Source organism: Massilia sp. Masssp94 (assembly GCF_059491305.1).
Genome location: NZ_CP168501.1, coordinates 1,922,364 through 1,940,896, shown reverse-complemented (window position 1 = coordinate 1,940,896; position 18,533 = coordinate 1,922,364). Strand labels below are relative to the sequence as shown.

At 61.4% G+C, this 18,533-nt stretch carries 12 protein-coding genes, 2 tRNA genes and 3 rRNA genes; 10 read left to right on the top strand and 7 right to left on the bottom strand.

Going from position 1 to position 18,533, the window contains the following annotated elements; genetic code table 11:
* Positions 1-65: 65 nt before the first annotated feature.
* The 7 genes from ACEN9G_RS08505 to ACEN9G_RS08475 all read left to right on the top strand — a co-directional run bounded on the left by ACEN9G_RS08505 (position 66) and on the right by ACEN9G_RS08475 (position 8,146).
* A 16S ribosomal RNA gene (locus ACEN9G_RS08505) occupies positions 66-1,594 on the top strand.
* Between the two features lie 82 nt (positions 1,595-1,676).
* Positions 1,677-1,753, top strand: a tRNA-Ile gene (locus tag ACEN9G_RS08500).
* A 9-nt stretch (positions 1,754-1,762) separates the two neighbouring features.
* A tRNA-Ala gene (locus ACEN9G_RS08495) sits at positions 1,763-1,838 on the top strand.
* A 206-nt stretch (positions 1,839-2,044) separates the two neighbouring features.
* Positions 2,045-4,937: ribosomal RNA gene (locus ACEN9G_RS08490) — 23S ribosomal RNA — on the top strand.
* A gap of 125 nt (positions 4,938-5,062) precedes the next feature.
* A 5S ribosomal RNA gene (gene rrf / locus ACEN9G_RS08485) occupies positions 5,063-5,175 on the top strand.
* Together the 16S, 23S and 5S rRNA genes with 2 tRNA genes alongside form the textbook arrangement of a ribosomal RNA operon.
* 270 nt (positions 5,176-5,445) lie before the next feature.
* The gene (locus tag ACEN9G_RS08480; RefSeq protein WP_413342220.1) at positions 5,446-6,342 is read left to right on the top strand and encodes a phosphatidate cytidylyltransferase; all 897 of its coding nucleotides are present in this window, start codon (positions 5,446-5,448) and stop codon (positions 6,340-6,342) included.
* Between the two features lie 10 nt (positions 6,343-6,352).
* Complete coding sequence (locus tag ACEN9G_RS08475) at positions 6,353-8,146, top strand: bifunctional alpha/beta hydrolase/class I SAM-dependent methyltransferase (protein ID WP_413342218.1); 1,794 nt, start codon at positions 6,353-6,355, stop codon at positions 8,144-8,146.
* Here the strand turns inward: ACEN9G_RS08475 and ACEN9G_RS08470 are convergent.
* Entirely contained in the window at positions 8,097-8,714 is a 618-nt protein-coding gene (locus ACEN9G_RS08470) for a CDP-alcohol phosphatidyltransferase family protein (protein WP_413342216.1), read from the bottom strand. The genes ACEN9G_RS08475 and ACEN9G_RS08470 overlap by 50 nt on opposite strands.
* Positions 8,690-9,847, bottom strand: a complete 1,158-nt coding sequence (locus ACEN9G_RS08465; protein ID WP_495605536.1) for a phosphatase PAP2 family protein — start codon at positions 9,845-9,847, stop codon at positions 8,690-8,692. Before ACEN9G_RS08465 ends, ACEN9G_RS08470 begins: the two co-directional genes overlap by 25 nt.
* 96 nt (positions 9,848-9,943) lie before the next feature.
* On the opposite strand from ACEN9G_RS08465, the gene ACEN9G_RS08460 reads away from it, so the two are divergent.
* Both ACEN9G_RS08460 and ACEN9G_RS08455 read left to right on the top strand, forming a co-directional pair.
* Positions 9,944-10,990 (top strand): patatin-like phospholipase family protein, encoded by a 1,047-nt coding sequence (locus ACEN9G_RS08460; RefSeq protein WP_413342213.1) that lies wholly within the window; start codon positions 9,944-9,946, stop codon positions 10,988-10,990.
* Positions 10,987-11,721: an SDR family NAD(P)-dependent oxidoreductase gene (locus tag ACEN9G_RS08455; protein ID WP_413342211.1), complete on the top strand. Its 735-nt coding sequence runs from the start codon at positions 10,987-10,989 to the stop codon at positions 11,719-11,721. Before ACEN9G_RS08460 ends, ACEN9G_RS08455 begins: the two co-directional genes overlap by 4 nt.
* Here the strand turns inward: ACEN9G_RS08455 and ACEN9G_RS08450 are convergent.
* The 4 genes from ACEN9G_RS08450 to ACEN9G_RS08435 are packed head-to-tail and all read right to left on the bottom strand — an operon-like array spanning position 11,678 to position 14,376.
* On the bottom strand, positions 11,678-12,811 hold the full coding sequence (locus ACEN9G_RS08450; RefSeq protein WP_413342209.1) for a reverse transcriptase family protein: 1,134 nt from the start codon (positions 12,809-12,811) through the stop codon (positions 11,678-11,680). The two genes, ACEN9G_RS08455 and ACEN9G_RS08450, sit on opposite strands and share 44 nt — an antisense overlap.
* Positions 12,799-13,041: a hypothetical protein gene (locus ACEN9G_RS08445; protein WP_483126566.1), complete on the bottom strand. Its 243-nt coding sequence runs from the start codon at positions 13,039-13,041 to the stop codon at positions 12,799-12,801. Before ACEN9G_RS08445 ends, ACEN9G_RS08450 begins: the two co-directional genes overlap by 13 nt.
* Positions 13,038-13,895, bottom strand: coding sequence for a hypothetical protein (locus ACEN9G_RS08440; protein WP_495605535.1), 858 nt, complete (start codon positions 13,893-13,895; stop codon positions 13,038-13,040). Before ACEN9G_RS08440 ends, ACEN9G_RS08445 begins: the two co-directional genes overlap by 4 nt.
* Before the next feature lie 34 nt (positions 13,896-13,929).
* Positions 13,930-14,376 (bottom strand): VOC family protein, encoded by a 447-nt coding sequence (locus tag ACEN9G_RS08435; protein ID WP_413341054.1) that lies wholly within the window; start codon positions 14,374-14,376, stop codon positions 13,930-13,932.
* A gap of 200 nt (positions 14,377-14,576) precedes the next feature.
* On the opposite strand from ACEN9G_RS08435, the gene ACEN9G_RS08430 reads away from it, so the two are divergent.
* Positions 14,577-17,492, top strand: coding sequence for a glycosyl hydrolase 115 family protein (locus ACEN9G_RS08430; protein ID WP_413341053.1), 2,916 nt, complete (start codon positions 14,577-14,579; stop codon positions 17,490-17,492).
* On the opposite strand, the gene ACEN9G_RS08425 is transcribed toward ACEN9G_RS08430, so the two are convergent.
* A complete protein-coding gene (locus ACEN9G_RS08425; protein ID WP_413341051.1) occupies positions 17,455-18,462 on the bottom strand; it encodes a YeiH family protein in 1,008 nt (335 codons plus the stop codon). The genes ACEN9G_RS08430 and ACEN9G_RS08425 overlap by 38 nt on opposite strands.
* Positions 18,463-18,533 lie beyond the last annotated feature (71 nt).

Genomic DNA, 18,533 nt, shown 5'->3' with positions numbered 1-18,533 from the left:
AGCAATGAGTGACGGTCAGTATTTTGAGTGAGCGATCTGCTACGAAAGTAGCAAAAACAGAGATTAAACTGAAGAGTTTGATCCTGGCTCAGATTGAACGCTGGCGGCATGCTTTACACATGCAAGTCGAACGGCAGCGCGGGGCAACCTGGCGGCGAGTGGCGAACGGGTGAGTAATATATCGGAACGTACCCAAGAGTGGGGGATAACGTAGCGAAAGTTACGCTAATACCGCATACGATCCAAGGATGAAAGTGGGGGATCTTCGGACCTCATGCTCCTGGAGCGGCCGATATCTGATTAGCTAGTTGGTGAGGTAAAGGCTCACCAAGGCGACGATCAGTAGCTGGTCTGAGAGGACGACCAGCCACACTGGGACTGAGACACGGCCCAGACTCCTACGGGAGGCAGCAGTGGGGAATTTTGGACAATGGGCGCAAGCCTGATCCAGCAATGCCGCGTGAGTGAAGAAGGCCTTCGGGTTGTAAAGCTCTTTTGTCAGGGAAGAAACGGTTCAGGCTAATATCCTGGGCTAATGACGGTACCTGAAGAATAAGCACCGGCTAACTACGTGCCAGCAGCCGCGGTAATACGTAGGGTGCAAGCGTTAATCGGAATTACTGGGCGTAAAGCGTGCGCAGGCGGTTTTGTAAGTCTGTCGTGAAAGCCCCGGGCTTAACCTGGGAATTGCGATGGAGACTGCAAGGCTTGAATCTGGCAGAGGGGGGTAGAATTCCACGTGTAGCAGTGAAATGCGTAGAGATGTGGAGGAACACCGATGGCGAAGGCAGCCCCCTGGGTCAAGATTGACGCTCATGCACGAAAGCGTGGGGAGCAAACAGGATTAGATACCCTGGTAGTCCACGCCCTAAACGATGTCTACTAGTTGTCGGGTCTTAATTGACTTGGTAACGCAGCTAACGCGTGAAGTAGACCGCCTGGGGAGTACGGTCGCAAGATTAAAACTCAAAGGAATTGACGGGGACCCGCACAAGCGGTGGATGATGTGGATTAATTCGATGCAACGCGAAAAACCTTACCTACCCTTGACATGTCAGGAACCTCCGAGAGATTGGAGGGTGCCCGAAAGGGAACCTGAACACAGGTGCTGCATGGCTGTCGTCAGCTCGTGTCGTGAGATGTTGGGTTAAGTCCCGCAACGAGCGCAACCCTTGTCATTAGTTGCTACGAAAGGGCACTCTAATGAGACTGCCGGTGACAAACCGGAGGAAGGTGGGGATGACGTCAAGTCCTCATGGCCCTTATGGGTAGGGCTTCACACGTCATACAATGGTACATACAGAGGGCCGCCAACCCGCGAGGGGGAGCTAATCCCAGAAAGTGTATCGTAGTCCGGATCGCAGTCTGCAACTCGACTGCGTGAAGTTGGAATCGCTAGTAATCGCGGATCAGCATGCCGCGGTGAATACGTTCCCGGGTCTTGTACACACCGCCCGTCACACCATGGGAGCGGGTTTTACCAGAAGTAGGTAGCTTAACCGCAAGGAGGGCGCTTACCACGGTAGGATTCGTGACTGGGGTGAAGTCGTAACAAGGTAGCCGTATCGGAAGGTGCGGCTGGATCACCTCCTTTCTAGAGTGGCACTGGGAGCTTACGCTCCATCATCAAGCGCCTACGCTTATCGACTGTTCAAAGTTAAACGAGAAGAGTTTTCGGGGCTGTAGCTCAGCTGGTTAGAGCACCGTGTTGATAACGCGGGGGTCGTTGGTTCGAGTCCAACCAGCCCTACCACGTTACACTGGGGGATTAGCTCAGCTGGGAGAGCACCTGCTTTGCAAGCAGGGGGTCGTCGGTTCGATCCCGTCATCCTCCACCACTATCTTTACGTAAGACGCTGGTTTTAGGTAAGTGTAGTTCTCGTTCTTTAACAATCTGGAAGAAGTAAAGTTTTCTTTAAGCGTGTAGCTAACGAAAGTTAGATGCACACTTAGGGTAGTAATCTGTATGTATCAACAAACATAGTAAGCTGAACTCTTGTTGTTATGACGTTCCCTGATACTCATGCAGGGGCCAACGTTATAGGGACAAGTGAATAAGTGCACATGGTGGATGCCTTGGCGATTACAGGCGATGAAGGACGTAGTAGCTTGCGATAAGCTGCGGGGAGTGAGCAAACACACTTTGATCCGCAGATTTCCGAATGGGGAAACCCGGCCTTTTAGGTCATTGCATACTGAATACATAGGTATGCAAAGCGAACGCGGCGAACTGAAACATCTAAGTAGCTGCAGGAAAAGAAATCAACCGAGATTCCCAAAGTAGTGGCGAGCGAAATGGGATGAGCCTTGTACGTGATAGTCGATCGAATAGTGGAACAGCCTGGAAATGCTGGCCATAGAGGGTGATAGCCCCTTACACGAAATTCGAACGGTGGTACTAAGCGTACGACAAGTAGGGCGGGACACGAGAAATCCTGTCTGAAGATGGGGGGACCATCCTCCAAGGCTAAATACTCGTAATCGACCGATAGTGAACCAGTACCGTGAGGGAAAGGCGAAAAGAACCCCGGGAGGGGAGTGAAATAGATCCTGAAACCGTGTGCATACAAACAGTCGGAGCCTCTTCGTGGGGTGACGGCGTACCTTTTGTATAATGGGTCAGCGACTTACATTCAGTGGCGAGGTTAACCGGATAGGGGAGCCGTAGAGAAATCGAGTCCGAACAGGGCGACAGTCGCTGGGTGTAGACCCGAAACCAGGTGATCTACCCATGGCCAGGATGAAGGTGCGGTAACACGCCCTGGAGGTCCGAACCCACTAATGTTGAAAAATTAGGGGATGAGCTGTGGGTAGGGGTGAAAGGCTAAACAAACCTGGAAATAGCTGGTTCTCTCCGAAAACTATTTAGGTAGTGCCTCAAGTATCACCATCGGGGGTAGAGCACTGTTATGGCTAGGGGGTCATTGCGACTTACCAAACCATTGCAAACTCCGAATACCGATGAGTGCGAGCTTGGGAGACAGACGTCGGGTGCTAACGTCCGGCGTCAAGAGGGAAACAACCCAGACCGCCAGCTAAGGTCCCAAAGATTGGCTAAGTGGAAAACGAAGTGGGAAGGCTAAAACAGTCAGGATGTTGGCTTAGAAGCAGCCATCATTTAAAGAAAGCGTAATAGCTCACTGATCGAGTCGTCCTGCGCGGAAGATGTAACGGGGCTAAGCCAGTCACCGAAGCTGCGGATATGTTTCTTAGTATTTATACTTTGATCCATATGGTAGGAGAGCGTTCCGTAAGCCTGAGAAGGTGTCTTGTAAAGGATGCTGGAGGTATCGGAAGTGCGAATGCTGACATGAGTAGCGATAAAGAGGGTGAAAAGCCCTCTCGCCGAAAGCCCAAGGTTTCCTGTTCAACGTTCATCGGAGCAGGGTGAGTCGGCCCCTAAGGCGAGGCAGAGATGCGTAGCTGATGGGAAGCAGGTTAATATTCCTGCACCGTCGTATGATGCGATGGGGGGACGGATCGCGGAAGGTTGTCCAACTGTTGGAATAGTTGGTTCTTGACTCATAGAAGGCGCTTAGGCAAATCCGGGCGCGTAATTCAAGGGGTCGAGACGTGTGCCCTTGTGGCACGAAGCAATCGGAAGTGGTTCCAAGAAAAGCCTCTAAGCTTCAGTCATACGAGACCGTACCGCAAACCGACACAGGTGGGCGAGATGAGTATTCTAAGGCGCTTGAGAGAACTCGGGAGAAGGAACTCGGCAAATTGGTACCGTAACTTCGGGATAAGGTACGCCCCGGTAGCTTGAATGGTTTACTCCATGAGGGTGAAAGGGTTGCAATAAACTGGTGGCTGCGACTGTTTAATAAAAACACAGCACTCTGCAAACACGAAAGTGGACGTATAGGGTGTGACGCCTGCCCGGTGCTGGAAGATTAAATGATGGGGTGCAAGCTCTTGATTGAAGTCCCAGTAAACGGCGGCCGTAACTATAACGGTCCTAAGGTAGCGAAATTCCTTGTCGGGTAAGTTCCGACCTGCACGAATGGCGTAACGATGGCCACACTGTCTCCTCCCGAGACTCAGCGAAGTTGAAATGTTTGTGATGATGCAATCTACCCGCGGCTAGACGGAAAGACCCCATGAACCTTTACTGTAGCTTTGCATTGGACTTTGAACCAATCTGTGTAGGATAGGTGGGAGGCTTTGAAGCGGGGACGCCAGTTCTCGTGGAGCCAACCTTGAAATACCACCCTGGTTCGTTTGAGGTTCTAACCTTGGCCCGTGATCCGGGTCGGGGACAGTGCATGGTAGGCAGTTTGACTGGGGCGGTCTCCTCCTAAAGTGTAACGGAGGAGTTCGAAGGTACGCTAGGTACGGTCGGACATCGTGCTAATAGTGCAATGGCATAAGCGTGCTTAACTGCGAGACCGACAAGTCGAGCAGGTACGAAAGTAGGACATAGTGATCCGGTGGTTCTGTATGGAAGGGCCATCGCTCAACGGATAAAAGGTACTCTGGGGATAACAGGCTGATTCCTCCCAAGAGTTCATATCGACGGGGGAGTTTGGCACCTCGATGTCGGCTCATCACATCCTGGGGCTGTAGCCGGTCCCAAGGGTATGGCTGTTCGCCATTTAAAGTGGTACGTGAGCTGGGTTTAAAACGTCGTGAGACAGTTTGGTCCCTATCTGCCGTGGGCGTTGGAAATTTGAAGGGGGCTGCTCCTAGTACGAGAGGACCGGAGTGGACGAACCTCTGGTGTACCGGTTGTCACGCCAGTGGCATTGCCGGGTAGCTAAGTTCGGAAGAGATAACCGCTGAAAGCATCTAAGCGGGAAACTCGCCTTGAGATGAGATTTCCCGGAGCCTTGAGCTCCTTGAAGGGTCGTTCGAGACCAGGACGTTGATAGGTCAGGTGTGGAAGTGCAGTAATGCATTAAGCTAACTGATACTAATTGCCCGTACGGCTTGTCCCTATAACCTTGGCAGTCATTGCCAACGCAAGGGTTCAGCTGTTTGTTGAGACAACAGATTACGAAAACTGCTTCTTCCGGATTCAGAGTGACGCATGCACCAAGCTGCGGCACTCGTACAAGTTATGCCTGATGACCATAGCAAGTCTGTACCACCCCTTCCCATCCCGAACAGGACCGTGAAAAGACTCTGCGCCGATGATAGTGCTGCAACCAGTGTGAAAGTAGGTTATCGTCAGGCTAGTTATTAAGAAAACCCCGTCGAGTGATCTCGACGGGGTTTTTCGTTTTGGAAAAACGAAGCCCGCTCGCTCGGATTCGCACTGCCAATCCTCGCACTGAGCGGGCTTTTTGCTTTGTGGGTCCAGTCTTTAGTCGGGTTGTCACTGCAAACTGTGCACTCGCTTCCTCCCATCTATGTTTTATTGACTTGGCTCAATAAAATTGCAGCTTAGACATTGCGAACAGTTAAAACAAATACGATTAAGTAATCGGTATTTAACTGCTTGCCATGTTCCCTTTCATCGACGCCGGGATGTCCATCGTCCGCGCCATGACAGCGCTGTACGGTCTGCTTGCCGTCGCTTCACTGTCTGTGAAATTCGCCGCTCGCGGTGCAGCGCCTGGCATGTTGAGCTACCAAGTCAATGCGTGGTGGCGAATTTTCCCCATCGTTAGCCTGGCATTAGTGACCTATCCGACAGGCTTGCATGTGCTGGCTTATCTCATCTGCGCTTTCGCGACGCTCGAACTTGAGTCGTATTACCCGGGAGGGCGCACCCGTTTCCGGTTAGGGGCTGCGATGATCGTCCTGGTGACGGGCATCTTGAACAGCTGGATGCCGGTCCTCGCTGCCGCGCTTCTATGTGGCGCCATTTCCGTTTTATCGATGCGTTGCCGTCAGATAGGTACCGCCGGGCCCGCCATCACGTGGTCGTCGATTGTGGCAACGGCTGCGGCGATGCAACTGCTCGTTGCCTTCGCCTCTCTGCCATTCACTACCCGCACCAATCTCGCCTGGCTGTTTTACCTGTTCATTCTGACGGCGTTGAACGACATCGGTCAGTTCGTTGCCGGCAAGCTTTTCGGTCGTCACAAAATCGCGCCGACGATCAGTCCCAACAAGACTTGGCAAGGCTTGGCCGGCGGTGTCGTCATGTCGCAGATTGTGAGCCTCGTGCTCGGTACGTATCTATCATTGGCGACGCCGTCGCAGCTGGCACTGTGGGGTTTGCTGTTGTCGCTGGCAGGATTCGCCGGCGATCTGATGTTTTCCGCAGCCAAGCGCTGTTTGTCAATTAAGGATTTTTCCCAACTGATCCCTGGCCACGGCGGCATCCTTGACCGGGTGGATAGCCTGGTCCTCACCGCTCCGCTCTTGTACTGCCTGCTCCGCAGCATCGACTAAGGACACTGCCATGAAGATCGACCATTCCATTGCCTGGACCACCTTCGAATCCGGTTTTGCCGGTGACGACGGCACACGGCTGTTCTTTCGTGCGTGGCAGCCCGTCGCACCGGCAACCAACCGTGCGCCGCGCGCACTGATCTTCCTCCATCGCGGTCATGAACACTCAGGCCGAATCGCGACACTCGTCGAGCGTTTCGGCGAGCACCGGGACTGGGCATTCGCCTACGATGCGCGCGGTCACGGCTACTCACCTGGTGCCCGCGGCGACGCTCCGGACTTCGCTACGTTGGTGAACGACCTAGCTGCCTTCGTTCGCCACGTCATTGAACGCTACGGAATCGCAATCGAGGACGTAATCGTCGTAGCCAACAGCGTCGGTGCGGTGGTCGCGGCAACCTGGGTGCACGACTACGCTCCGCGCATTCGCGGGCTCGTGATGGCAGCCGCCGCGTTCCAGATCAAGCTGTACGTCCCACTGGCAAATCCGGCGCTGCGTTTCGCGCGGCGATTCAAACCCGAGCTTTTCGTCACGAGCTACATCCGTCCCGGCATGCTCACGCATTCCGCCGACGAGGCGCAGGCTTATGCGGCCGACCCTCTGATCGCGAAAAGTATTTCCGCGAAAATCCTACTTGAACTGGGCGATACGGCAGAGCGTCTCGTCGCCGACGCCGCGGCGATCGATGTACCAGTGCTGATGCTCGCTGCTGACAAGGATTATGTCGTCAAGGAAGAGCCCCAGCGTTTGTTCTTCGAGCGCCTTAGCTCTCGCTTGAAGCGCTTTGTGCGGATCGACGACTGCTACCACGCCGTGTTCTACGAGCGCGACACCACAGCCGCCCTGCACGCGAGTCGCGATTTCATTCGCGACTGCTGGGCTGCTGCACCATTGCCTCCAACGCATTATGTGCGCGCGGACCGCGACGGCCACGCGGCGCACCGCTACGCCGCTATCGAGCGCAATGAGAGCGGCAGCGCCGCAGCGCGCGCCTGGTTCGGCTTGCAGCGCCGCATGCTGGGCGTGTTAGGTCCGCTCAGTGAAGGCATGCGCATCGGCCTGACCTACGGTTTTGATTCCGGCGAGTCGCTTGACTATGTCTACCGCAACGAAGCTTGCGGCCGTCTCGGCATCGGCAAGATCATCGATCGCGGTTACCTGGACGCCGTCGGCTGGCGCGGTATCCGCGTGCGTAAGATGCAGTTGCAACGCATGCTGGCCGACTGCATTGCCGCGCAGCCGCAAGGGAAAACGGTGCGCATCCTCGACATCGCCGCCGGTTCCGCACGGTACGTCCTCGAGACCGCCAAGCGGTTCCAGGACAGTCCGCTCGAGATCACGCTGCGTGACTACATACAACACAACGTCGACAACGCGCGCCGTCTGGCTGCGGACCTGCAATTGACGATCCCGGTGACTGTCGAACGGTGCGACGCATTCGATGCTGCCAGCTATGCAGGACAAGAGGAGGATTACGATATCGCCGTGGTGTCCGGCCTGTACGAACTGTTCAGCGATAACGACAAGGTGTTGGCATCGTTGCGTGGCGTGATGAGTAGCCTGAAGCCGGGCGGGTACCTGATCTATACCGCTCAGCCGTGGCACCCTCAGCTCGACATGATTGCTTATACGTTGATCAACCACCGCGGCCAGCTGTGGAAGATGCGTCCACGTCCGCAGGCGGAGATGGATGCACTTGTCTCACTGGCCGGTGGACACAAAATCGCGACTGCAATTGGTGTGGAGGGGATCTTTACTGTATCAGTGGCGCGTCGGCCTGCAGCGCCCGGCGCAGACGGTTGAAGACGGTCAGCCCCGACAGCAGCAGCATGGCACCCAGAATACCGTTGCTCCCGGCCGACCCGGAGCCCAGACCGATCAACAGAGCGATGAGACCGAAGGCGAAGGCGCGGTCGCTTTTGCCCATCGGCCCCTCGAAGCCCCGTGGTGCGCCGACAGCCAGTGCCAGAACTCCGGCGAATTCGGCCAGTAGCGCGCCGACGACGACCAGTACCACGAGCGGCGCCACAATGCCGGGCACTAGCGCGAACGGAAGATACAGCGCCACGTCCGACACCTGGTCGCAGATTTCGTTGAGCAGAGCGCCCAGCCTGGTCTTGTTGTCGGTCGCGGAAGCGAGCATGCCGTCGATCGCGTTGAAGGCCATTCGCAGCAGAAGAAACAGAGGCAGTCCGAACCATAGGCCAGCCGTTCCCGGTGCAGCGGCCAGCGCCGCGCCGTACGCCACCGACAGCGCCATCGCACCGAGCGTCACCTGGTTCGGTGTCACGCCTGCCCGGTGCAGCGCGCCGATCAGGGGACGCAGCAATTGCTGGAAGCGCGGTTTCAGCTGATAGATCGAGACGGACATCGTTGTTTCCTTCGCAAGTGAAGTCGCGATATGAGTCGGCTGCGGCTGTAACCCATGGCGCAGTGGATGTACACAGGGTGTCCCGCGTCGCGCAGCCGAGCCAGTGCGGCCAGTACCACACGCAACTGACTGGGGCGCGGCGCTTGCAGGTCGAGCAGGGGGAAATGTAGATAATGCGTGTGACGCAGCAGGGCGGTCTCGGGCAATTCGCCCGATAGGTCGATGACGTGGCAACCGCGCGGCAGGGCACGGGCTTCCACGTTAGTGAGGCGTCGGCCCGACCAGAATCCGGGCGCATGTTGCACGAACGCAGGGCGGCCGCGCTCGCGAATGCGCACGAGGGCCCACGTCAGCCGGTAGCCGGCGAGATAAGGCCAGAAGAGCAACCAGGCGCGAAGTGGATGTCGACCCAGGCGCTTGGCGAGGAAATCGGAACGGCGTGTGGCATAGGCCGCCGCCACCAATAACAGGCTGACCGCTGCATAAGCCGCGATCCAGCTGTGCAGGGGGACCACACCAACCAGTACGACGAGGCCCGCCGCGATCGCATAGTAAAAACTGACGGTCGTACGGCGCGCGGCGCCCGGCCTGATCGCCCACGCGGCGGCGGCGCCCAGCAGCAGGCCACTGACGACGTCAACTACGTGATGTTGCCAGGTGAACAGCGTGCTCGCAGCGACGAGCATGAGCCAGGCACCCAGCAGGGCGCGTACGGTGTCGCGGCACAGGGACCGCAAGGCGAGCCAGATGATCACGCAGTACGCGACGTGCAGCGAAGGGCATTGGTTGTAGGGCCGATCGACAATGTCGAGCCACTGGTACAGCGTGGCGGGTATGCCGTCCGCAACGTCGGGACGTACGGCGCCGAATTGCGCGGGCACGGCGGCGAAGACGAGGCAGCCGGCGACCGTGACCAGCAGCAGGCGCCGGCTCACTACGAGCAACTGTTCGTTGTCGCGGACGAGAAAGAAGACAAGGGTGAACAACAGGCCCGAGCTGGCATACGGCACGGCCATCCAGGGCAGGAAGGGGATCGCGGCATCAAGCTCGATGGCCAGGCTGCGTTGCACCTGCTGCGCGGCGAGCAGATTGCACAGCGGGTAGCACACACTGAATGCAAGCCAGTTCAGCATCAGGTGCACGAGGCGCGTACGCACAAGCACGTGTCCGTCCGGCGAACGCTTTCGTTGTGCTTGTGATAATTTTTTCATTTGGGCATTATGCATGCAATGAACACGCATGAACAGTATCGACGCTGCCTCGTGCTGGCTGGAGGGGGCTTCCGGTTCTCCTATTATCTCGGCGTGCACGCGGCAGCAGAAGACTGCGGACGCCGACCCGATGTGCTGCTGGCTAGCTGCGGCGGAGCAATTGCGGCTGCAGCTATTGCGGCTCTGCCCGACGCCGGTGCACGGCGAGACTGGATTGCCGGCTCTGCGATGTACGCGTTCCTGCGTTCGATCCGCTCCACGCAACGTGCGACGCCGCTGCGTACGCTCGGTGCAGCGGGGTTGCGCTGGCTGCGGCGTGCTCGGTCCGCGCGCATCGTTGATCTGCAGCGCGATTATCTGTTCGAGCTTCCAGCCGCACTGCCGTTGCCGCTGCCGGAGCGGGTCGCACCGGATGCGCCGGCGTTGGCCATCGTCGGTGCCAGACTGTTGTACGAACCGGAACAGACGGGAGCACGACGCAGAACGCAGCCGCTGTTTTCTGAAGTCGTGTTCGGCCCGCAGCGTGTTGCAGCTCTGCTGGATGGCAGTCCGGCGCCAGCGGCGGACCCGCGCTGGAGCGCCGGCGCCGTGGATCCCGTGCTACGGGTCGAGCTGGGCATCGCGCCCGCGGACGCCGCGCGCATCTCGATCGCCGACATGTTTTATTTCCGCAGCCACGAAGTCGCGGGCCGACACTACAGCGGTGGCGTGATAGATCTGTTACCCATCGAGCTGGCGCAGCGTCTCGCGCGCGAGGTGGTCATGGAACGCAAAATGCCATTTAACCGCTGGCTCGCACTGCCCGCGTTGCGCGCGGTGTTCGGCATCGACGGCGCCGCGCGCTTGCAGCATGTACATGCGCAGCATGCCGATACGTGGGTCGATACTCGCGACGCCAAAGGTATGCTGCGCGCGCAAGGTATCGGCAAGCGGATCGACTGGTGCCATAACCGCATCGGCCTCGACGTGCCCTCGACGCAGGACGCGTACGCCGCCCAGGTACATGCACAATGGGATTATGGGTACCTGAAAGGGATGGCGGCGTTCGCGGGATGCAAACGATGAAGATCCTGATCATTGGTGGTACGAGTGGCATCGGCTTGGCACTGGCCGTTCACTACCACGCACGCGGTGCCGAGCTGGCGCTGTGCGGGCGCGATCCTGACCGCCTGGATGGCCACCCGATCATGCGGGATGCGCGCGTGCGTACCTACACGCTGGATATCGCCGACCGTTTGGCGGTGGGAGACGTCGTACGTGATTTCGGGGCCGGGGGTCTCGACATAATCGTCGTGACGGCAGGCCAGTATGCAGATGCGGCCGGCCTCGCCGCCGATCCGGGCCTTGGTCCCGCGCTCGTTCAGACCAATATTGCGGGTCTGGTCCACGCTTTCGAAGCCGCTACCTCGTTAATGCGTGCCCAGGGGCGTGGCCAGGTGGTGACAGTAGCGTCGATCGCCGGCCTGTTGATAGACTATCCCGGAGGCTCGTTGTACAGTGCCAGCAAGCGCGCCGCCATCGCCATCTGCGCCACTTACCGCAAGGCGCTGGTGCCGTACGGGATTGCGGTGACGACGCTTGTGCCGGGCTATGTCGACACGGCGCGCCTGCGCGAACTGAACGGAGGCGACGCGAGTGCGAAGCTGTTCCTGCAAACGGAAGCGAATGCTGTCCGGCGCATGGCAGCCGCGATCGACGCGCGTGCCGACTGTTGTGTCTTCCCATGGCAGCTCCATATGCTGGTGCGGCTCTTCAATCTGCTGCCACTGCGGTTGCGTCGGATACGCAAGAAGTAACCGCTCCGTAACAGCGACCCGGCGCCGCCCAGATCAGCACCATCACGACGATAAACGGAATCCAGAGCATCCGGCGAACCCGCACCGACAGCCAGTACAACGCCAGCATGGCGAGAACGGGCACATTGCTGTCGAGTTTACGGCTCAGCAGCAGCGCAACGACGCCCTGCTGCGCGACCGCATACCACGTCATGCGCCCGCCGCCGATGAGCAGGGGATTGCGCCGAGCGGTCCGTTCGGCGCGCTGCGCGACCGCATCCGGCGCAGCCGCGTCACCGTTCCACTTCGCACGCGCCGCACGCGCGCGCGCCAGCAGCGGCGTGCCCTTGTCGGCATCGACCATCCGGATGAAGTGCGCATAGCCTTCCAGCGCCGCCAGCACATTGTCGTTGCCGTTCCACTGCTTGCCGGCCGGCCCATCCTTCTCGACCTGGAACAGCACCGCGCGGAAGCACCGCAGCGTGTCGCGGTCCACGGCGGGCTTCTCGTTGTCGACGATGCCCGTCACGCTCTGGCGCGCATGGCTGCGCATCACCTCCTGCTTGTCCGGATGCGGCGTGAAGCCTTCGTCGACCACGATCTGCCGCACGCGCCACAGCAGCTTGGCCGCCAGCTTGCGCACCGACTCGTCGCCCGAAAATGTCAGGTCGTCCGCGTAGCGCGTGTAGCGGAAACCGAGCCGTGCCGCCGCACCCTGCAGCCGCGCGTCCAGGCGCCGGCACAGGATATTGGTCAGCGCGGGACTCGTCGGCGCGCCCTGCGGCAGGACGCGCGGGCCGTGCGCGACATGGAACGTCTCGCCGTCGACCTGCACGGTCTCCGTCGCGGATTCGGTGCACAGCAGCGCCAGCGTCGTCGCGACCTGCTTGCCGTAGCCGAGCTGGCGGAACACGCCGCGCACGCGCGGCAGCGCGATCGACGGGAAGAAGTCCTTCAGGTCGACGTTGATGACAACCGCCTGGCCGACGTGCGGCGCGGCGTTGCTGACGATGGAGCGGCCGGCCAGGAAGCCGTGCGCGGCCGGGTGCACGGGTGCGCGTGAAAGAACGTTGTCGAGGACCCAGTACTGCGCCCGCTTCAGGCGCGGCATCGGCGCCGAGATGATGCGTACGCCGCGCGCAGCAGGTGGTTGAACAGGGACCAGTGGCCGTAGCGGTCGACGATGCGGCCGGCGGTGCGGACGCTGTTGCCCCGGCTTGCGTCGCGGTCGTCGTAGGTGGCCAGGATGCCGAGCGCCAGCGGGATGAAGTCGGGCGACGCGTCCTCGCCCAGGCGCCGCAACGTGCGCCAGCCGCGCCGCAGCAGGTAATGGCGGGTCACGACCCGTAGGCTACCGTGCTGTCGGGCCGCGCCGCTTCCTCGGCGAAGGAGCGGTAGCCCCTGCGCGTGTGGACGTAACGCCGCGCGGTATGCGCCGTCGTTTCGAAGCGGCGCTGCAGCAGGCCGAAGAGTTCACCGTCGGCCCGCATCTCCGCCATCTTGAAGAGGTGGCGCACGGCGCGAAAGCTGCCGGCGGCGAGCGGCACGGCGCGCAGCGCGGCCAGCAGCACGCGGCGCGCCAGCGGCTGGTCGTCGGCCTGTGCAACCTGGTCGAGCTGTTCCAGCCAGGCGTCGAGCGGCACGTTGCGCCAGCCGTCGCATCGATCTCCCCCTGTGCCCATGTCTCGCGCAGGACGTGCGGCCAGTCTGCAACGAGCGCGCGCGCATGGTCGCGGCGCGCATCGGAGCCGGCCAGAATCAGCCAGGCGTGCAGCGCGACGCGGCGCACGGCATCGCTGGCGCCGCGTTCCGCCAACTGCTGCATCGCCTCGGCCGCGCCGGCGTCGCCGCAGCGGCCGATGGTCTAGGCGATGGAGCAGGATGCGGTCGGCCTCGGTCGATACACGGATGGGCGGCGGCGCGGCGGGGATGGCTGCCGGTGCGAGATCCGCCGGATCGACGAAGCCCTGCGCCATGCATTCGGTGACGGTGAGGTGGAACAGCGTGTCGGCGTCGGCGAGGGCGACGGGTTGCGGGGTGCGCGTCGTTTCGCGCCATTCCTCGCCCATGCGGCCCTGGCGCAGATTGACCAGGTAGCGGCCGGATGCGCCCGGGGCCAGGCACAACTCGATTTCACAATGGACGATGCAGTCTTTTTGTCGCCGGACCAGGCTCGCCGTTCTGATCAGTTTCACGCATCGCCCTCGGGGTCATGTGGAATCTTGCACTCTATGCATCGTCGCTCTGCTGGTAAACGCGCAGACGTGCGGCGATGGGATGGTCCGGCCGCAGCTGCAGCAGGTCCCACAGGTTGCCGTACAGGTCCGCGAACACGGCCACGGTGCCGTAGTCCTCTTCCTTCGGATCGCGCACGAAGTGCACGCCATGCCCGCGCAGACGTTCGTAATCGCGCCAGAAGTCGTCGGTGTTCAGGAACAGGAAGACGCGGCCACCGGCCTGGTTGCCGACGAACGGCACCTGTTCCGGCTTCGATGCCTTGGCCAGCAGCAGGGTGGTGCCGGCGCCGCCGGGGGGCGCCACCACGACCCAGCGCTTGTCCTGCGCCGGCTGGTACGTGTCGTCCAGCAGCTCGAAACCGAGTTTGCCGACGTAGAAATCGATGGCTTCGTCGTAGTCGCGCACGACCAGGGCGATGTGGACGATGGCTTGGCGCATAGGAACCCCTTTGTTGTTTATTGGCTAAATAGAAGTGTAGCAGCCGTTTGACCGGCACCCCGGCTGTCGGTAGACTCAAATGATTGCGCTACCAAAAATAATGATAAAGCAATGTTTTATAACATCCGGGGACCGTCGGTCATTCAACGGAGGAGACGTTCATGCAGCGAAGTACAAGTAGGGATTTATGGCTACGCCTTGTGACGGCAGTGGCGGGATTGCTGATCGCAGGCCAGGTCCACGCCATCGGCACGGCGCGGTTCGTCGACACGGAGGGCAAGGCCGGCGTTGCGCTGGTCCAGGCCGGACGTGCCGCGCCCATCGTCGTCGGCACGGACGAGTATCCCGGCGTGCTGCGCGCGGCACGCGACCTGCAGCGCGACATCGGCAGCGTGACGGGCAAGACGCCGCAATGGCAGGTCGACCGTCCGGCGGCGTCGGGCGACGTGATCATCGTGGGCACGCTCGGGCGCCATGGCCTGATCGACCGCCTCGCGCAACAGGGCAAGATCGACACGCGTGCGCTGGCCGGCCAGTGGGAAGGCTTCGTCATCCAGGCGGTCGCGGACCCGATGCCCGGTGTGCAGCGCGCCCTGGTCATCGCCGGCAGCGACAAGCGCGGCACGATCTACGGGATCTATACGCTGTCGGAACAGATCGGCGTCTCGCCCTGGTACTGGTGGGCCGACGTGCCGGTCGTGCATCACCGCTCGCTCAGCGTGCCGCTCGACACGCGCATCATGGAAAAACCGACCGTCCAGTACCGCGGCCTGTTCCTCAACGACGAGGCGCCAGTGCTGACCAATTGGGCGAAGGAGCGCTTCGGCGGCTTCAATCACAAGTTCTACGAAAAGCTGTTCGAACTGATGCTCCGCATGCGCGCCAATTACCTGTGGCCGGCCATGTGGTACTCGTCGTTCTATGACGACGACAAGGAAAACGGCAAGCTCGCCGACACGATGGGCATCGTGATGGGCACGTCCCACCACGAACCGATGATGAGGGCGCAGCAGGAGTGGAAGCGCTACGGCAAGGGGCCGTGGGATTACCACCGCAACGGCGAGGTGCTGCGCGACTTCTGGGCGCAGGGCCTGCGCAATACGCGCGATTACGAAAAGGTGATCACGATGGCGATGCGCGGCGACGGCGACGAGCCGATGTCGGAAGACGCCAACGTCGACCTGCTGCAGCAGATCGTCCGCGACCAGCGCGCGATCATCAGGAAGGAGCTCGGCCAGGAACCGGAGAAGGTGCCGCAGTTGTGGGCCCTCTACAAGGAAGTGCAGGACTATTACGAGAAGGGCATGCGCGTCCCGGACGACATGCTGCTGCTCTGGTGCGACGACAACTGGGGCAATATCCGCCGCCTGCCTACCGCCGAGGAACGCAAGCGCAGCGGCGGTGCCGGCGTTTACTACCATTTCGATTATGTCGGCGGTCCCCGCTCGTACAAATGGTTGAACGTGACCCAGATCGCCAAGGTGTGGGAGCAGATGAACCTCGCAAACGAGTACGGCGCGAACCGGCTGTGGGTCGTCAACGTGGGCGACCTGAAGCCGATGGAGGTGCCGACCGAATTCTTCATGGCGTATGCGTGGAACCCGCAAGCGTGGCCGGCGGAGCGGCTGCCCGAGTACCTGCGTGCCTGGGCCACCCGTGAATTCGGCGCGGCGCATGCGGAAGACATCGCGTCCATCGTCGACAAGTACACGCGCTACAACGCGCGGCGCCGTCCGGAACAGCTGGAGCCCGAGACCTACAGCCTCACCAACTACGATGAGGCGGAGCGCGTCGTCGCGGACTACAACGCGCTCGCCGACGAAGCGGTGCGCGTCGGCCGCACGCTGCCCGCGAACATGCGCGACGCCTACTTCCAGCTCGTGGAATATCCCGTGCGCGCGTCCGCGAATGCGCTCGACATGTACGTGTCGACCGGCCTCAATCGCCTGTACGCACGCCAGGGCCGCGTGACGACGAACGACATGGCGGCGCGCGTGCGCCAGCTGTTCCAGCGCGACGCTGATCTCGCGAATAAATACCAGCGCGAGATCAGCGGCGGCAAATGGAATCACATGATGTCGCAGACGCGTTTCGGCTACACCAACTGGGACCAGCCCTACCGCGACGTGATGCCGGCCGTGTCGGAGCTGCGCGTTCCCGCGCCCGGCCAGCTGGCGGCGCCGAACGGCATTCACCCGTCCGACCAGATGGGCGTCGCGGTGCAGGGCGACGCCATCGCCTGGCCCGTCTTCCCGATCCGCCAGCTCGTGTTGCCGCCGCTGGACGTCTTCGAAAAGCAGCCGCGTCATCTGGAGCTGTTCAACCGGAGCGCCCAGCCGTTCGACTATGCCATCACGACGAGCCATCCGTGGATCCGCCTGAGTCACAAGGCCGGCCGCGTGAGCAAGGACCAGCGCATCGTCGTCGACGTGGACTGGAGCGCGGTCCCCGCCGGCACCACGGTGGCATCGCTGACGATCAGCGGTCCGGCCAAGGCGCAGGTCGAGGTCAAGGTGCCCGTGCACAAACCGGCCGGCCTGGCGCCCGACACGGCGCGGGGTCACGTGGAAACGCAGGGCGTCGTCGCGATCGAGGCGGAGCATTACACCCGCGCGCTGGCGCCATCCGGCCGGCAGTGGCTGAGGATTCCCGGCTATGGCCGCACGCTGTCCGGCATGACCACTTTGCCGGTCGCGGCGGACGCGCTGAAGGTCGCGGATGGCATGCGGCTCGAGTACGAGGTGCACCTGTTCACCGCCGGTGAGCTGAAACTGCAGGCCGTCCTCGGACCGACGCTCAAGTTCCAGCCGGGCGAGGGCTTCCGCTACGCCGTCTCGATCGACGACGAGGCGCCGCAGGTGGTCAACGTCCATGCGGACGGTTCCGAACGCCACTGGAGCAAGATCGTCTCGGACGGCGTCGCGCAGTTCGTCACCACGCATCGTGTCGCACGCCCCGGCCGCCACACGGTGAAGTTCTGGGCGCTCGATCCGGGTCTCGTGCTGCAACGCCTTGTCATCGATGCGGGCGGGCTGCGGCCCAGTTATCTCGGGCCGCTCGAAAGCCCGTACTATCCGGTCACCGGATCCCCAGCAGCGCAATCAGCCCCCAACTGATCGCGCCCAGCCCGACCAGCGACACGACGACGGTCGCCGTCACCTTGCCGCCCGCGCGCAGTACGGCGCGGGCGTCGACGCCGAGGCCGAGGGCCGCCATCGACATGCTGGTCAGCCAGCCCGAGGCCACGTGCGCCGGTTCGAGTACGACGGCCGGCAGGGCATCGACGGACCGTAGCGCCATCAGCGCGAGAAAGCCGACGATGAACCACGGGACGAGTTGCGCCAGCGGCAGCGAGGCGCGGCGCGCGCCGTCGCGCCGGAACAGCGACAGCCCGAGCACGACGGGTCCCAGCATCAGCACCCGCACCAGTTTTACCAGCGTCCCGATGTGCACGCTCGCCTGCGACACGGGCGCCGCCGCGGCCAGCACCTGCGGCACGGCATACACGGTCATGCCGGCGAAGATGCCGTACTGGAGGGGCGTCAGTCCGAGGACCCGGTCGAGCAGCGGCAGCACGAGCACGACGACGACGCCCAGCACGGCCGTGAACGCGATCGACGACGCGACGTCCTTGCCCTGCGCATCGATGACCGGCGCGACGGCGGCGATGGCCGAGTTCCCGCAGATCGAATTCCCGCACGCGACCAGCACGGCCATCTCGTGCGGCAGCCGCAGCAGCCGGCCGACGGTGTAGCTGAATGCGATCGCGAGGACGACCGACAGCGCGATCCCGCCCAGCAGCGGCAGCCCGTGCGCGGCGATCGCGCCGGCGCTGATGGATGCACCGAGCAGCATCACGGCCAGTTCGAGGACGACCTTGGCGGAAAAGCGCACGCCGGCTTCGCACGCGGCGGGGACGGTCGCGACGGTGCGGACCAGGCTCCCCAGCAGGATCGCCAGGACGAGGCTTTCGAGCCATGCGCGGCCGAAGAGGGCGGTCTCGCCGCGCTCCAGCAGGACGGCGGCGCCCGTGACGGCGGCACTCAGCGCGATGCCCGGAATGAGCGTGAAGATCTTATCGTTCATGGTGTTCTCCTGGTTCGAGCCCGCAGTATCGGCTCGACAAGATCGTTCGGTCCATCTTAAAATTCCGCACA

What these genes read in the sequence shown, in the direction of transcription:
- ACEN9G_RS08425 (WP_413341051.1), bottom strand. Translation starts at nt 18,462, where the DNA reads ATGAACGATAAGATCTTCACGCTCATTCCGGGCATCGCGCTGAGTGCC.
- ACEN9G_RS08455 (WP_413342211.1), top strand. Translation starts at nt 10,987, where the DNA reads ATGAAGATCCTGATCATTGGTGGTACGAGTGGCATCGGCTTGGCACTG.
- ACEN9G_RS08460 (WP_413342213.1), top strand. Translation starts at nt 9,944, where the DNA reads ATGAACACGCATGAACAGTATCGACGCTGCCTCGTGCTGGCTGGAGGG.
- ACEN9G_RS08465 (WP_495605536.1), bottom strand. Translation starts at nt 9,847, where the DNA reads ATGCTGAACTGGCTTGCATTCAGTGTGTGCTACCCGCTGTGCAATCTG.
- ACEN9G_RS08435 (WP_413341054.1), bottom strand. Translation starts at nt 14,376, where the DNA reads ATGCGCCAAGCCATCGTCCACATCGCCCTGGTCGTGCGCGACTACGAC.
- ACEN9G_RS08450 (WP_413342209.1), bottom strand. Translation starts at nt 12,811, where the DNA reads ATGCCGCGCCTGAAGCGGGCGCAGTACTGGGTCCTCGACAACGTTCTT.
- ACEN9G_RS08475 (WP_413342218.1), top strand. Translation starts at nt 6,353, where the DNA reads ATGAAGATCGACCATTCCATTGCCTGGACCACCTTCGAATCCGGTTTT.
- ACEN9G_RS08470 (WP_413342216.1), bottom strand. Translation starts at nt 8,714, where the DNA reads ATGTCCGTCTCGATCTATCAGCTGAAACCGCGCTTCCAGCAATTGCTG.
- ACEN9G_RS08480 (WP_413342220.1), top strand. Translation starts at nt 5,446, where the DNA reads ATGTTCCCTTTCATCGACGCCGGGATGTCCATCGTCCGCGCCATGACA.